Annotated in this window: 12 protein-coding genes; 7 read left to right on the forward strand and 5 right to left on the reverse strand. The window is 66.1% G+C overall.

Annotated features, from left to right (window positions below):
- The first annotated feature begins 212 nt into the window (after window positions 1–212).
- Both LN450_RS21425 and LN450_RS21430 read left to right on the forward strand, forming a co-directional pair.
- Window positions 213–875 carry an RpiB/LacA/LacB family sugar-phosphate isomerase gene (locus LN450_RS21425; RefSeq protein ID WP_008575029.1) on the forward strand — a complete coding sequence of 221 codons (663 nt, stop codon included), beginning with the start codon at window positions 213–215 and terminating at the stop codon, window positions 873–875.
- A 222-nt stretch (window positions 876–1,097) separates the two neighbouring features.
- The gene (locus tag LN450_RS21430) at window positions 1,098–2,210 is read left to right on the forward strand and encodes a GDSL-type esterase/lipase family protein (protein WP_011345892.1); all 1,113 of its coding nucleotides are present in this window, start codon (window positions 1,098–1,100) and stop codon (window positions 2,208–2,210) included.
- 226 nt (window positions 2,211–2,436) lie between these two features.
- On the opposite strand, the gene LN450_RS21435 is transcribed toward LN450_RS21430, so the two are convergent.
- The gene (locus tag LN450_RS21435) at window positions 2,437–3,081 is read right to left on the reverse strand and encodes a DMP19 family protein (protein ID WP_008575027.1); all 645 of its coding nucleotides are present in this window, start codon (window positions 3,079–3,081) and stop codon (window positions 2,437–2,439) included.
- Window positions 3,082–3,218: 137 nt separating this feature from the next.
- Entirely contained in the window at window positions 3,219–4,109 is an 891-nt protein-coding gene (gene phhA / locus LN450_RS21440; protein WP_011345893.1) for a phenylalanine 4-monooxygenase, read from the reverse strand.
- A gap of 128 nt (window positions 4,110–4,237) precedes the next feature.
- Between phhA and LN450_RS21445 the strand changes: the two genes are divergently transcribed.
- Together LN450_RS21445 and LN450_RS21450 are read left to right on the forward strand one after the other, a co-directional pair.
- Window positions 4,238–4,720, forward strand: coding sequence for an Lrp/AsnC family transcriptional regulator (locus LN450_RS21445; protein ID WP_003490476.1), 483 nt, complete (start codon window positions 4,238–4,240; stop codon window positions 4,718–4,720).
- Between the two features lie 293 nt (window positions 4,721–5,013).
- Window positions 5,014–7,212, forward strand: coding sequence for a TonB-dependent siderophore receptor (locus LN450_RS21450; protein ID WP_011345894.1), 2,199 nt, complete (start codon window positions 5,014–5,016; stop codon window positions 7,210–7,212).
- Window positions 7,213–7,757: 545 nt separating this feature from the next.
- Here LN450_RS21450 and LN450_RS21455 read toward each other — a convergent pair.
- Window positions 7,758–8,801 carry a patatin-like phospholipase family protein gene (locus tag LN450_RS21455; protein WP_011345895.1) on the reverse strand — a complete coding sequence of 348 codons (1,044 nt, stop codon included), beginning with the start codon at window positions 8,799–8,801 and terminating at the stop codon, window positions 7,758–7,760.
- Window positions 8,802–8,975: 174 nt separating this feature from the next.
- On the opposite strand from LN450_RS21455, the gene LN450_RS21460 reads away from it, so the two are divergent.
- Complete coding sequence (locus LN450_RS21460) at window positions 8,976–10,349, forward strand: amidohydrolase (protein WP_011345896.1); 1,374 nt, start codon at window positions 8,976–8,978, stop codon at window positions 10,347–10,349.
- Window positions 10,350–10,377: 28 nt separating this feature from the next.
- Here LN450_RS21460 and LN450_RS21465 read toward each other — a convergent pair whose 3' ends face one another.
- Complete coding sequence (locus tag LN450_RS21465) at window positions 10,378–11,385, reverse strand: TIGR00266 family protein (protein WP_008575022.1); 1,008 nt, start codon at window positions 11,383–11,385, stop codon at window positions 10,378–10,380.
- Window positions 11,386–11,582: 197 nt separating this feature from the next.
- A complete protein-coding gene (locus LN450_RS21470) occupies window positions 11,583–12,428 on the reverse strand; it encodes an ABC transporter ATP-binding protein (protein WP_011345897.1) in 846 nt (281 codons plus the stop codon).
- A 147-nt stretch (window positions 12,429–12,575) separates the two neighbouring features.
- Between LN450_RS21470 and LN450_RS21475 the strand changes: the two genes are divergently transcribed.
- Together LN450_RS21475 and LN450_RS21480 are read left to right on the forward strand one after the other, a co-directional pair.
- Window positions 12,576–13,781, forward strand: coding sequence for a DesA family fatty acid desaturase (locus tag LN450_RS21475; RefSeq protein ID WP_011345898.1), 1,206 nt, complete (start codon window positions 12,576–12,578; stop codon window positions 13,779–13,781).
- Window positions 13,771–14,166, forward strand: coding sequence for an EF-hand domain-containing protein (locus LN450_RS21480; protein WP_011345899.1), 396 nt, complete (start codon window positions 13,771–13,773; stop codon window positions 14,164–14,166). Before LN450_RS21475 ends, LN450_RS21480 begins: the two co-directional genes overlap by 11 nt.
- Window positions 14,167–14,171 lie beyond the last annotated feature (5 nt).

Below are 14,171 nucleotides of genomic sequence, written 5' to 3' on the forward strand. Positions count from 1 at the left end.
TCCTTCTCCCATTGGGAGAAGGTGCCCGAAGGGCGGATGAGGGTCGGGGTGCATGCACATGACCAGACGCGTCCCGCAGCTCCGACACGTTCTTCAGAACCTGATCGCTCACCGACAACGCACCTGAAAAGCGAATCAAGACCGCACCCAGGCGCGCACACCAACCGACTCCACAGTCGACACAACTTCCCCAAACCAATCGGAGCATCCCCATGAAAATCGCACTCATGAATGAGTTTAGCCAGGCCGCCAAGAACCCGGTGATCCTGCAGCAGCTCAACGAGGTCGCCAGCGAGCAGGGCCACAGCGTGTTCAACGTCGGCATGGACGGCGACAACGACCACCGCCTGACCTACATCCACCTGGGCATCGTCGCCAGCCTGCTGCTGAACTCCAAGGCGGTGGACTTCGTGGTTGCCGGTTGCGGCACCGGCCAGGGCGCGATGATGTCGCTCAACGCCCATCCGGGCGTGTTTTGCGGCTACTGCATCGAGCCGACCGACGCCTACCTGTTTGCCCAGGTCAACAACGGCAACGCGCTGTCGCTGGCGTTTGCCAAGGGCTACGGCTGGGGTGCGGAAATCAACGTGCGCTACATCTTCGAAAAGGCCTTCAGCGGCGAGCGTGGCATGGGTTACCCGGCCGAGCGTCGCGAATCGCAGCAGGCCAACGCCGGCATCCTGACCCAGCTCAAGCAGGCCACCGCCAAGTCGTACCTGGACGGCCTGCGCGCCATCGACCCGGAACTGATCAAGCAGGCCATCGGCGGCGAGCGCTTCCAGCAGTGCTTCTTCGACAACGCCCAGGATGCTGAAATCCGCAACTTCGTTGCCGGCCTGCTGGGCAAGACCGAAGCTGCTGCAGCAGCTGCGTAATTAGTCGGTGCGTTTTAGCCCCTCTCCCGCCGGGAGAGGGGTTGGGGTGAGGATAAGGCGGAAGACAGCTGGCTTGAACGGGGGAGGCTTGAAGGGCTTGAGAAGACAGGACGGCCGTCCTGCATTTCCTTGCCGCCGCATCCTCATCCGCCCTTCGGGCACCTTCTCCCGATGGGAGAAGGAAACAGCGTCGCGTCCTTAGCATTGTTCCCGGAGCCCATCATGCGTCTGCTGCTGTTCGCATTGCTGCTGCTCTTTGCATGCATCGCCCACGCCGCACCACAGCGCATTTTTATCGCTGGCGATTCCACTGCTGCCCAATACGGCGCCGAGCGCGCGCCGCAAGCCGGTTGGGGCCAGCTGCTGCAGGACTGGTTCGACCCGGCGCAATGGCAGGTGCGCAATCACGCCAAGGGCGGCCGCAGCACGCGCAGTTTCATCGCCGAAGGGCGGCTGGATGCCATCGCAAAAGAATTGCAGCGCGGCGATGTCTTGCTGATCCAGTTCGGCCATAACGATGCCAAACGCGAAGACCCCACGCGCTACACCGATCCCACGACCGACTACGTGCAGTTCCTGCGCCGCTATGTCGCCACTGCGCGCGACAAAGGCGCGACGCCCATCCTGATTACGCCGGCTGCCCGGCTGTTGTACGACTTCGGCGCGTTGCTCGACACCCACGGTCGCTACACCTTGGCGATGCAGCAACTCGCCGCGCAGGAACACGTTGGCCTGATCGATCTCAACGCCAGTTCCAGCGACTGGATCCGCGCACTCGGCGAGCAGGCGGCCAAACCGTATTTCCTGTTCGTGCCCGAACAGGGCAAGGCCGACGGTACCCACTTCAGCCGCGCCGGCGCGACCGCCATCGCCTGCCTGGTGGTGCACGGTTGGGTGCAGCTGCAACCAGCGCTTAAACCGCAACTGCGCCGCGATGCCGATTGCGGCGCAGCGCCCAACACCAGCGCGCAACGCGCCGCGCAGGCGCATCCCTCGCTGGTGGTGCACGAGCGCGATCTCGCCCGCGAACAGCCCGGCCCGCATGGCGGCGCCGGCCCGACCACGGCGTATCCGTTCTTCGCAGATGCACCGGCGCTGAAATTCGTGCTGCGCAAACGCGTGCTGCACAAGGGCGCCGGCATCGGCCTGCATCTGCACGACAAGGATGAGATTTATTACATCGTCAGTGGGCGCGGTTTATATGCGCTGGACGGCAAGCAATACGATGTCGCCGCTGGCGATGCGTTGTTGACGCGGCCGGGCAGCACGCACGCCTTGCAGCAAACCGGCGAAGAACCGCTGGTGCTGTTGCTGGCGTACACCGCATCCAAGTAGCCCTCGCGCCTCAGACAGCGCAGCTGCAACGAAGCGCTGCGTTTTTCAAATGGGCTGAGTTGTCGTCAGGCACGGCCAGCCTGCGAGTCGCCTGCTTCCACGTGCAGATGGCTGCAGTGGATCAGCGGCAGGAGCCAGCGACGGCAGACAGCCGATCACGCCGGCGCACAAACCATGTCAGGGGTGGTCGCGGCCGACATCCAGCGATGCAAGCCTTCCAGCACCGTCAGGCCTTATCCACCCCGTAGTGCGTCAGCCCCAGGCGCGCCAGTTCGGCCGAGCGGCGGTAGTAGACCTCTTCCCACCCATCCACGCGTTGGCGGTCGGTGTCGCTCATGGCATCGAGAATGTCTTCGATGCTGAGCAGATTCGGATCTTCTTCCAGGCGCTCGAACACCGCGCCCAGGCCCTCGATGGCTTGACGCGCTTGCGCCGCGCCCATGGCGGCCAGACCCCGCAAAGCATCGCTGCGGGTCGCCGCATCCCAGCGGTCGAAATAGCGGGCGTAGCCGCTCTCGTTCATGTCCGCATCCAGCCGCGCCAGCGCGATCAGTTCGCGTTCGCCCGGCGACAGCGCATCCATGCGCCCGCGCAACTGGGCGAGCTTGGCCTGGGCGCGGGCAGCGCGGCGGCGCCACAGCAACTCGGGCATGTTGAGCAGGCCCTCCGCGGTGGGAGGCGCCACCGCGGGCCAGTTCACCCCGAAGCCGTCCTCGGTGATCTGCCATTGCGCGCGTTGCGGCGGCGATGCCTTGAGCAGGAGCCGATGCGCCTGGATGGGCTCGTCGATGCGGATGCCGTTGGCCAGGGTGAACAGCAGGCGGGTGTCGTCCAGCTCCAAGCGCCGGATGCGCAGATGCGTCAGGTCCATTGAGCGAAGGCGATGTAGGGAGGTTTGACCTTAGTGCGCGTCGGCGGTGGTGTCGAGTCGATGCAGGTCACATCGCGGCATCGTGACCGCGCCGCACCGCCGCGCAGCGGTTGGTCGGCGTGACCTCGGCAGCGACCTCACACGTCGCCGTCGCGGCTCCAACCCTCACCGCTGCCGCGTTGGATCACCCGATCGCCCGGCAGCACGTCACCCGCCGGCACCTGCGGTTGCTGGGCAAGCTCGGCATAGATCGGGGTGAAGTCCGGCGCGGTGGCCTCCATCAGCTGCGCAAAGCTGTCGATGACGAAATAGGTCTTCTGGAAGCTGTCGATGCGGTAGCGCGTGCGCATGATGCGCTGCAGGTCGAACCCGATGCGGTTGGGTGCCGGCGAGTCCAGCGAATACAGCGATTCGCCCTTGGACGACACGATGCCGGCACCGTAGATGCGCAGGCCCTGTGGCGTGTCGATCAGACCGAATTCCACCGTGTACCAGTACAGCCGGGTGAGGTTCTGCTGCGCGTCCGGGCCGATGCCGTGCGCCTTGACCCCGCCGCGGCCATAGGCCTGCATGAAGTCGGCAAACAGCGGGTTCATCAACAACGGCACGTGGCCGAACAGGTCATGGAACAGATCGGGTTCGGCGATGTAATCGATCTGATCGGGCCGGCGGATCCACCACGTCACCGGAAAGCGTTTGTTGGCCAGATGTTCGAAAAAGTCCAGTTCCGGCAGCAGGCCCTGCACGCCGACCAGGGTCCAGCCGGTGGCCGCCTGCAGCACGCGATTGAGCGCATCGAAGCGCGGGATGTGCGTTTCGCCCATGCCCATCGCGTCCTGCGCCTGCAGGAACTCGTCGCAGGCGCGGCCCACCAGCAGCTCGCGCTGGCGCCGATACAAGGTGCCCCAGGTGGCGTGGTCGTCGGCGCTGTAGCTGTCCCACGGCTGCTCCACCACCGCGGTGGTGTAGACCGGCACATAGCCTTTGTCGGTGAGCTGGTTTTCGACGCGTTGCGGGGCGGTATTCATGCAGCGGCTCTTCCCGGTGATCAGCCGTCACCTTAGGCCGGATGTGCGCGCAACGGGATTGCGAATCTTGCGCGGTGCAAGCGGATTGGCGCAAGATTCGTGCGTCATCGTCTGCTGCTGCGCAACATATGGATCAACCCATCGCCCTGGACCGCACCGATTTGCGTCTGCTCGCCCTGCTGCAGACGCAGGGGCGCAGCAGTAATGCGGAGCTGGCCGTGCAGGTCAATCTGTCGGCGTCGGCGTGCCTGCGCCGCACCCAGCGGCTGGAGGCGGCCGGCATCATCGCCGGCTATGGCGCGCGCCTGGACGCGCGCGCGCTGGGGCTGGGCTTGCAGGCGTTCGTGCGCGTGCAGCTGGAGCAGCACGGGCAGGCCGACATCGAACATTTCGCCGAGGGCGTGCGCGGCTGGGACGAGGTGGTGGCGTGCTGGGCGCTGACCGGCGACATGGATTACCTGCTGCAGGTACAGGTCCGCGACCTGGAACACTTCTCGCGGTTTCTGCTCGATCGCCTGCTCAATGCCACCGGCGTGTCGGATGTGAATTCCAGCTTCGTGCTGCGCACGGTGAAGGCGCCGGAAGGTCTGCCGCTGTCGCATCTGGCCTGAGGTGCAAACCAGCCGCGTGCCGGTAGGGCAGGGCGCCGCCCGCATGCCGCAGCCGGCAAGACGCACCGGCGTCGCGCCGGTTTCCAGGCGGACGCAAGAAACGTGCTGCTTGCCACATAAACGATAACGATTTACATTTACCTCACATCCTGGCCGCGTCCGGCCATGTCGTTCGTGTCGCATCGCCAGCCCACGCAGGGTCAGCCAGCCGGTTCGAGTGGACGCCTGCGTGTGCCTGTGCCTTTCCCTGTTGCGTGACGCGCTGCGTCCGCAGCGATCGACGAGAACGCCCCATGTCTGCTGCCATCGCTCCCCTTGGCTTGTTGCCTGCCGCGCTGCTGTGCGCGCTGTCGACCTTGGCTCCCGCCGCCCATGCCGCCGAATCCGCCGACGCGACCAACGCCACGACGCTCGATCAGGTCAGCGTCAACGGCACGGTGAGCCGCGCGCAGCCGGCCACCACCACACGCCTGCCGCTGACCTTGCAGGAAACGCCGCAATCGGTGAGCGTGATCGGGCTGCAGCGCCTGGAAGAGCAATCGCTGTTCAGCATCGACGATGTGATGCGCAACGTCACCGGCGTCAACGTGTCGTTCTACGACACCCAGCGCCCGTTGTATTTCGCGCGCGGTTTCCAGATCACCGACTTCCAGGTCGATGGCCTGCCCACCTACAGCGGTGCGACCAACCAGGAATACGACACGGTCTTCTACGACCGCATCGAGGTGATCCGCGGTGCCAATGGCCTGCTCACCGGTGCGGGCATTCCCTCGGCCACGGTCAACCTGTTGCGCAAGCGCCCGGGCAAGGACTTCGATGCCGCGTTCGGGGTGAGTGCGGGCACCTGGGATTTCCGCCGCATGCAGGCCGACGTCAACGCGCCGCTGACCGAAGACGGACGCTTTCGCAGCCGCGTGGTGGCCGCCTGGCAGGATCGCGATTACTACTACGACCGCTACCACGACAGCAAGATGTCGGGCATGGCGGTGCTGGAAGGCGATTTGACCGACAGCAGCACGCTTACCGTGGGCTACCAGCGCCAGGACAACACCCCGGTCGGTTCGACCTGGGGCACGGTGCCGTTCTTCGCGGCCGACGGCTCCTTCGCCAACCTGTCGCGCTCGACCAACATGGCGCCGGAATGGACCCGCTGGCAGCGCGAAACCAGCACCGCGTTTGCCAACCTGGAACAACGCTTCGGGCAGGACTGGTTGCTGCGCGTCAACGCCGCCCACACCAAGGGCGCCGTGCAGAGCCTGCGCGTCTACGGCACCGGTTACCCGGCCGCCGATGGCAGCGGCGTGTTTCTGCGCGCCAACGCTGGCGAAACGCAGGACACGCGCGATAGCGTGGACGTGTATCTGTCCGGCGGATTCGCCCTGTTCGGCCGCCAGCACGATGTGGTGATCGGCGGCAGCTGGCAGGACCTGCAATCGACCACCTATACCCTGGCGCAGACCTATCCCGACGACTGGGCCACCTGCGGCAGCGAACGTTGCTATTTCATTCCCAACATCCGCCATTGGAATGGCGACGCTTCGGAAGTGACCTATACGCGCACCGGTGCGCGTCGCCAGGCACGCACCACCCAGCGCGGCGTGTATGCCTCCACGCGCTTGCGGCTGGCCGACCCGCTGTCGTTGATTGCCGGCGCGCGACTGAGTTCGTGGGAGACCCGCACCCAGGCGTTCAATGCCAGCGGCAGCTACACCGGCACCAGCGGCCGTTATGACGTCAGCGACGAAGTCACCCCGTACGTGGGTCTGGTCTACGACATCGTGCCGGATGTGTCGGTGTACGCCAGCTACACCGAAATCTTCAATCCGCAGAACTACCGCGACAAGGACAACAACCTGCTCGCACCGGTGGAAGGCTCCAACCTGGAAGCCGGCATCAAGGCGCAGTTGTTCGATGGTCATGCGATGGCCACTGCTGCCGTCTTCGAGGCCAAGCAGGACAACTACGCGGTGCGCGACATGACCCAGCCGGAAGCCTCGCTGCCGGATGGCAGCTCTGCGTACATCGGCGTGGACGGCACCAAGAGCCGCGGTTGGGAAGTGGACTTCAATGGCGAAGTGCTGCCCGGCTGGACCATCAACGCCGGCTATACCCACGTCAAGGTGACGCGCGCGCCGACCGATGCGATCTACGCCAACCTGCCCGAAGATTATCTGCAGCTCTCCACCCAGTGGCGCCTGCCGGGGACGTGGGACCGCTTGAGCATCGGCGGCGGCGTGAGCTGGCAGAGCGCGGTGCGCGGCTTCAATATCGCGCGCCCCACCGGCGACGGCACTGGCGCCACCACCCCGGTCACCGTGGTGCAGAACCCGTACGCGCTGGTGCATTTCAACGCCAACTACCGCATCAGCGACCAATGGACCGCCACGCTGGCGGTGCGCAATGCGTTCGACAAGACCTATTGGGCGAATCTGGATTATCAGAACTACGGCGAACCGCGCTTTGTCAGCGTGTCGCTGCGTTGGCGGTATTGAGGTCGTGGGCGATGCAGACGCCTGAGCGAGGCATGCGGCCGAGCGACGCGCATTACGCTGCGATGCGTGCGGTGTGGTGACCGGGACGGCATCGCGACCAGGTCGCTCCTACAAGCGCGGTGCAACGAGGCAGGTCGTCGTCGTCGAGCCCTCGGCCACGACGCCATCTCGATGACGTTTTGTCCTCAACTGCCACGACTCGGCCAAGCCCGCCGTCCGCACCAGCCACCACGTCGGGTGCAGGCCCCACATGGGGTGCATTCATTGCGACCAGGCACCCACCAGCACCTCCCTTGGCGCGCACGCATGCCGCAACACCGAGGGCTGCGGCGCAGGCCATTGTAGGAGCGGCCCTGGCCGCGATGCCGTGCCGATGACATCTGGCCCGAGCACCCACGACATCCAGCGGACCGACTGTGCAGGCGCATGCGAATGGCCGGCAGGCGCGCGCGACAGGCATCGCCGGCGGAGTCCTTGCGTGCATGTGCGCCCCGCCCACGGCCGCATACGGCCGCAATCCATTTCTCCAGCGCAGCGCAGCCGGCTCACGGCGCCACGCAGGCCTCATCCGTGCCACGCAATTTTTCCCAACGCGAGCGTTGTTCCAGGCAGCGCTCGTACGCCTGTTGCTTGGCCGCTTTGGCCTGGTCGGCGGCGGTCCGGACTGCGCTGCTGCGCGCGGCCTGCAGTTGCGCAATCTTGGCGCGAATCTGCGGCATCACCGCCATTGCGGCGCGCTCGCCTTCGAGGATCGCCGCACCACGTTGGTTGAAATCGGCCGAGCCGATCTCGTTGACCTTCGGGCGAATGACCACGTCGGCACGTTTGAGTTCGGCCTCGCCCAGGCGCTGGCCCATGATCGAGATCGACTGGTTCACCGTGCCCAGCAGGTCCCCCGGATTCTTGCCGCTGGCCTTGCTGGAGATATCCACCGCCACCACGAATTCGGCACCCAACTGGCGCGCCGCATCCACCGGCACCGGGCTGACCACGCCACCATCGACGAAGTGGTATTTGCCGATGGTCACCGGTTCGAATACACCCGGAATGCTGCTGGACGCGCGTACCGCCTGGCCGGCATTACCGCGCACGAACACGGTACGCTCGCCATCTTCCAGCCGCGTGGCGACCGCCGCGAACGGCTTGCGCAGTTTTTCGATCGGCTTGCCGCCGAGCTGCTCGTTGACGTAGTCCTGCAGCTTCTGGCCCTGCACCAGCCCACCGGAAAACAGCCGCACATCGCGGATGCTGGTCTGGTCGAGCGCGACGGCCTTTTCCTGCATTTGGAACGCATCCATGCCGCTGGCATACAACGCGCCCACCACGCTGCCGGCGCTGGTGCCAGACACCACCACCGGTGCGAAGCCGTTGGCCTCGAGCATCTTGATCACCCCGATATGCGCAAAGCCCTTGGCCGCACCACCACCGAGCGCGACGCCGATCTTGATGGGCTTGGGGGCTGCGGCCGAAGGTGCCTGCACCACCGGCGCCGGTGTCGCCGGGCGTGGCTCGCCCCCGCAGGCGCTGAGCAGCCCGGCCAGTGACAGGGACAGGGACAACAGGAGGCACTTGCTAGGAAAGGCGGTCATGGCGAGCGTGCACAGGGCGCGATGTGGACAGCGGCGCAGCATACACGCCGCAGCCCTGGCCGCCGGTCTGCATTGGCGGCGGGCGGCAGGGCGTCATGCGCAGATATTGCGCGCTGCGCGCACACCTCGCCTGCCCTGATGGTATCGGGCGTCCTTGCGTTGGTACCGTAGGGCATGGACTCGGCCAAACGCACAGTCTGCAGCAGCAGCATCTTCGATCACGCGTCTGCGCGGTGTCCGCTGCGTGGACTGGCACTGTCACTGCTGCTAGCCGCATCGCCCTGTCATGCGCTGGACGCGGTAGCGGTCAAGCGGCAGGTCGATGGCATTCTGGATCGGGACTATCCACGTTGGGAGGCGCTATACCGGACCGTGCACCAGCACCCCGAACTGGGCTTCGAGGAAACCGCGACTGCGCAACGGCTGGCCAAGGAAATGCGCGCGCTGGGGTTTCATGTCAGCGCGGGTATTGGCCGGACTGGGCTGGTGGCGATGTATCACAATGGCCCCGGCCCCACGATCATGGTGCGCACTGAACTAGATGCGTTGCCGATGCGGGAAACCACGGGGCTGGCGTACGCCAGCGACGTCCATCTGCAGTCCAGTGACCGCGATACCTATGTGGCGCATACCTGCGGTCACGACATTCACATGGCGGCCTGGGTCGGCACGGCCGCAACCTTGGTGCAGCTGCGCGCCCAATGGCGCGGCACGCTGATGTTCATCGCCCAACCAGCGGAGGAAAAGGGTCGCGGTGCGCAGGCGATGCTTGACGATGGCCTGTTTGCCCGGTTCGGCAAGCCGGACTACGGCTTTGCCCTGCATGTCGGTCCGGATGCCTACGGCCATGTGTTCTACAAGGCCGGGGCGGTGACCTCCAACTCCGATGCGCTGGAGGTGGTGTTCCAAGGCAAGGGCGGGCATGGGGCGATGCCCGCCGCGACGATCGATCCGATCCTGATCGCGGCGCGCTTCGTTGTCGATGTGCAGAGCGTGATCAGTCGCGAAAAAGACCCGGCTGCGTTTGGCGTGGTCAGCATTGGAGCGTTCAACGCCGGCACGGCTGGCAACGTCATCCCCGACCGCGCGCAGCTGCGCGGCACCATCCGCAGCCACGACCCTCAGGTGCGCGACAAGCTGCTCGACGGCGTGCGACGTACCGCGCTGGCCAGTGCGCAGATGGCCGGCGCGCCGGTACCGCAGATCGCCCTGGGCGAGCGCGGGTCCAGGGCGGTGATCAACGATGCAGCGCTGGCCGAGCGTACCGGGGCGGTTTTTGCGCAGGCGTTCGGGGTCGATGCCGAGCGCCAGCGCGAACCGAGTGCCGCCAGCGAAGACTATTCGGCCTTCGTCGCTGCCGGCGTGCCGTCGTTCTACTTCGGCATCGGTGGACTCGATCCGCAGTGGCTGCAGCAGGCCCGGCAAACGGGCGAGCGGATTCCGGTGAACCATTCGCCGGACTTCGCGCCGGTGCCGCAGCCAAGCATCCGGACCGGCGTGGAAGCGATGACGCTGGCGGTGATGAACGTGATGCCGCCCCCCTCCTGAGATGGGCGCGGCCGCGCCGGGATGTTGGTCAGAAGCGGTTATCGCCATCCAGCAACCGCCCCAGGCCGCCCAGCACCGAGCCTTCGCCGCGCTGTTGGCCGCCGGCTTGCGGGGCGGCCTGCAGCATGCGGCCGGCCATGCGCGAGAACGGCAGCGATTGCAGCCAGACCTTGCCCGGGCCGGTGAGGGTGGCCAGGAACACGCCTTCGCCGCCGAAGAACATGCTCTTCAGGCCCGCAACGCGGCGCACGTCCATGTCCACGCCGGCGTGGTAGGCCACCACGCAGCCGGTGTCCACGTCGATACGCTCGCCCGGGCCCAGCTCGCGTTCGACGACCGTGCCGCCGGCATGTACGAACACCCAGCCGTCGCCTTCGAGCTTCTGCATGATGAAGCCCTCGCCGCCGAACAGGCCGGTGAGGATCTTGCGCTGGAAGGCGATGCCCAGCGACACCCCGCGCGCGCCGGCCAAAAAGCTGTCCTTCTGGCAGATCAGCTGGCCGCCATGCTCGGACAGGCGCAGCGCCAGCACCGTGCCCGGGTAGGGCGCGGCGAAAGCGACCTTGGCCTTGCCGCTGCCGGCGTGGGTGAACACGGTGGTGAACATGCTTTCGCCGGTGACCACGCGTTTGCCGGCCGACAGCAGCTTGCCCATCAGCCCGCCGCCACTTTGACCGGCATGCGAGCCGTCGCCGAACACGGTGTCCATCTGCACCGCCGCGTCCTTGTACATCAGCGCACCGGCCTCGGCGATGGCGCTTTCGCCGGGGTCCAGCTCGACTTCGACGAACTGCATGTCGTTGCCGACGATGCGGTAGTCGATCTCATCTGCGCGCCCGCTCATGCCGGTCAACGGCGGCGGCGCGCTACCGCTGCCCTGCAGCTCGGCCAGCTGGCGGGCCGGCGTCCAGCCATCGAGCCCGTCGCGCCAGGCCAGCGCATCGGGTTGGCGCTGCGCATGCGCGCGGGCGCTGGCATCGTCGAGCGGGCCGAGACGGTCGGCCTGTCCGGGGTTATGGAAATACCACTGGGCCATCGGGACGACTCCTGTCTGTGTGTGCGGCGAGTCTAAGCGCAAGCGCCGCGGCGGCGTCCCGTGTCCAAGGTCATGTCTGCAGAGCGTGGTTGTGACGCGGTTGTGCGCCCGTCCGGAGCGCTTCGCCATCGCAATGCGGAGCATCGCCGGCAGCTCGTGCAAGGACACGGCCTGCGCGAGCTGCGGGTGGGTGGCCCTTACTCGCCCACCGTTGCCCAACAGCGCGCGCCATTGCGCTGCACCCGCACCGGGCCATCGAACACGGCCGACAGGCTGGCATCGGTGAGCAGCGCCTCACGCGTGCCGTCGGCCACCACCTTGCCGGCGCGCAGCAGGATCACCCGTTCGATCTCCGGCACGATTTCTTCGATGTGATGGGTCACCAGCACCAGCGTGATGCCTTGCCGGGCGAGGTGCCGCATCGTCTCGAGCAGGTGCTGGCGTGCCACCAGATCCAGCCCGGTGGACGGCTCGTCCAGCAGCAACGCCTGCGGGCGATTGACCAGCGCACGCGCAATCAGCACACGGCGCGTTTCGCCGGCCGACAATTGCGCAAATTGCCGGTCCACCAACGGCAATGCGCGCGCCAGCGCCAGCGCTTCGCGCGCGCGTGCACGCATGTCGTCGCTGATCTCGCGATGCGGCGGCACCACGTAGCTGGCGAAGAATCCGGAGAGCACCGCGCTTTCCACATCCAGCCCGGGCATGTCGGCCAGATTGACGCTCAGATCGCTGGTGACGATGCCCAATTGCGAGCGCAGGCGATCCACCTGCCAGCGCGTTTGTCCCATCACCTTCACTGCGGGCAGACCGTCGGCGCGCGCCAGCGGGTACAACTCGCGCGTGATCAATTTGATGAAGGACGATTTGCCGCAGCCATTGGGCCCCAGGATCGCGGTGTGCTGCCCCAGCGCGATGCGCAGGCTCAGCGCATGCAGGACCCGGACCTGGCCGCGCATCACGCTGGCCTGGTCGAGTTCGATCAGCTGGGCGGCGTTAGTAACGACAGTGGAATCGGCAGCATGTTCGGTGGCAACAGTCATACGGGTGACAGCAGACGGAAGTGGGGAAGGGGGGTCTGAACCGCTTTAGAAATGTAGGTGCAACCCTACGCATCCGAAGGGTGAAGTTTGCCGCGATCGCCCCCATCATGTCTGCATCAAATGGAGAGCGCTGCTGTGGAGATGCCGATGTTGTCCGATCCGATCATCGACGTTCTGACTTCCGGCGTGGCAGGGCTGGGCGTGTGGGGCATGCTGGCGGTGCTGCTAGTCTTCACCCAGCTCACCATCTTTGCAGTGACCTTGTACCTGCATCGCAGCCAGGCGCATCGCGGTGTAGATTTCCATCCGGCCATCGCGCATTTCTTCCGCTTCTGGACCTGGTTGACCACCTCGATGATCACCCGCGAATGGGTGGCGATCCATCGCAAGCATCACGCCAAGGTCGAGACCGAGGAAGACCCGCACAGCCCGCAGACCAAGGGCATCGGCCAGGTTTTCTGGCGCGGTGTGGAGCTGTATCGGCAGGCGCGTGCCGAGCGTGCCGACATCGAGCAATACGGCAAGGGCGCGCCCAGCGACTGGATCGAACGGCATCTGTACACGCCGCATGCCAACGCCGGCCCGATGGCGTTGCTGGTGATCAACTCGGTGTTGTTCGGATTGCCGGGAATTGCGTTGTGGGCAATCCAGATGGCGTGGATTCCGTTCTGGGCCGCCGGTGTGGTCAACGGCCTGGGCCACTGGTGGGGCTATCGCAATTTCGAATCGGCCGACACCTCCACCAACCTCACGCCCTGGGCGCTGTGGATCGGTGGCGAAGAATTGCATAACAACCATCATGCCTTCCCGAGCTCGGCGCGGTTTTCGATGCGGCGTTGGGAGCTGGATATCGGTTGGGTCGCCATTCGCGGCTTGCAGGCACTGGGCCTTGCCAAGGTGTTGCGGGTGGCGCCGTCGCTGGATATCCGCCCCAATATCGCCGTGCCCGATGCCGACACGCTCAAGGCGCTGCTCTCGCACCGGTTCCAGGCCATGACCGACTACCAGCGCAATGTGCTCAAGCCGGCGTTGCGCGAAGAGGCGGCCGTCACCGGCGCCAAGCTGCGCGAGTTGCTGCCGCGTCGCCTGCGCAAGGGCCTGGTCGACGACGGGCGCTGGCTCAAGCCGGACGCGCGTGCACAGTTGCAGGCATGGGTGGCGCAGCGTCCGCGCATGCGCACGCTGGTCGAGTACCGTGCGCGGCTGACCGCGGTACTGGAAGCGCGCAGCCACGATGCGTCCGAACGGCTCCGGCAATTGCAGCAGTGGTGCCATGAGGCCGAGGCCAGCGGCAATGCCGCGTTGCAGGCGTATGCGGCGCGGCTCAAGGGGTATGCGCTGAGTGGTGCGTAACCCGGGCGGCAGGCGCGCTGTGGTGCGTGTACACCGGGCGCGTGGCGTGATCGTGCGTGCCTTGCTGGTTGTGTGGTGTGCCTGTGTGCCGGCGATTGCCGCGCAGGCCCAGGTCCAGGACAGCCAGCAATATCTGCAGCGCATGGATACCGATGGCGATGGGCGGGTGAGCCTGGACGAATATCTGGCCTGGATGAGCTACGCCTTCGATCAACGCGATACCGATCACGATGGCGTGCTGCAAGGCGATGAACTGCCGGGCCGTCGCGGCAAGCCGATCACCCGTGCGGCGCATCGTGCCACCTTGATCGCGCGCTTCGCGCGGCAGGATGCCGATGGCGACGGCTACCTGAGTGCACGCGAACTGCTGGCGCCGCCCCGCTGATGCGC

The sequence above is a fragment of the Xanthomonas euvesicatoria pv. euvesicatoria genome (genome assembly GCF_020880415.1).
Taxonomy (GTDB): Bacteria; Pseudomonadota; Gammaproteobacteria; order Xanthomonadales; family Xanthomonadaceae; genus Xanthomonas; species Xanthomonas euvesicatoria.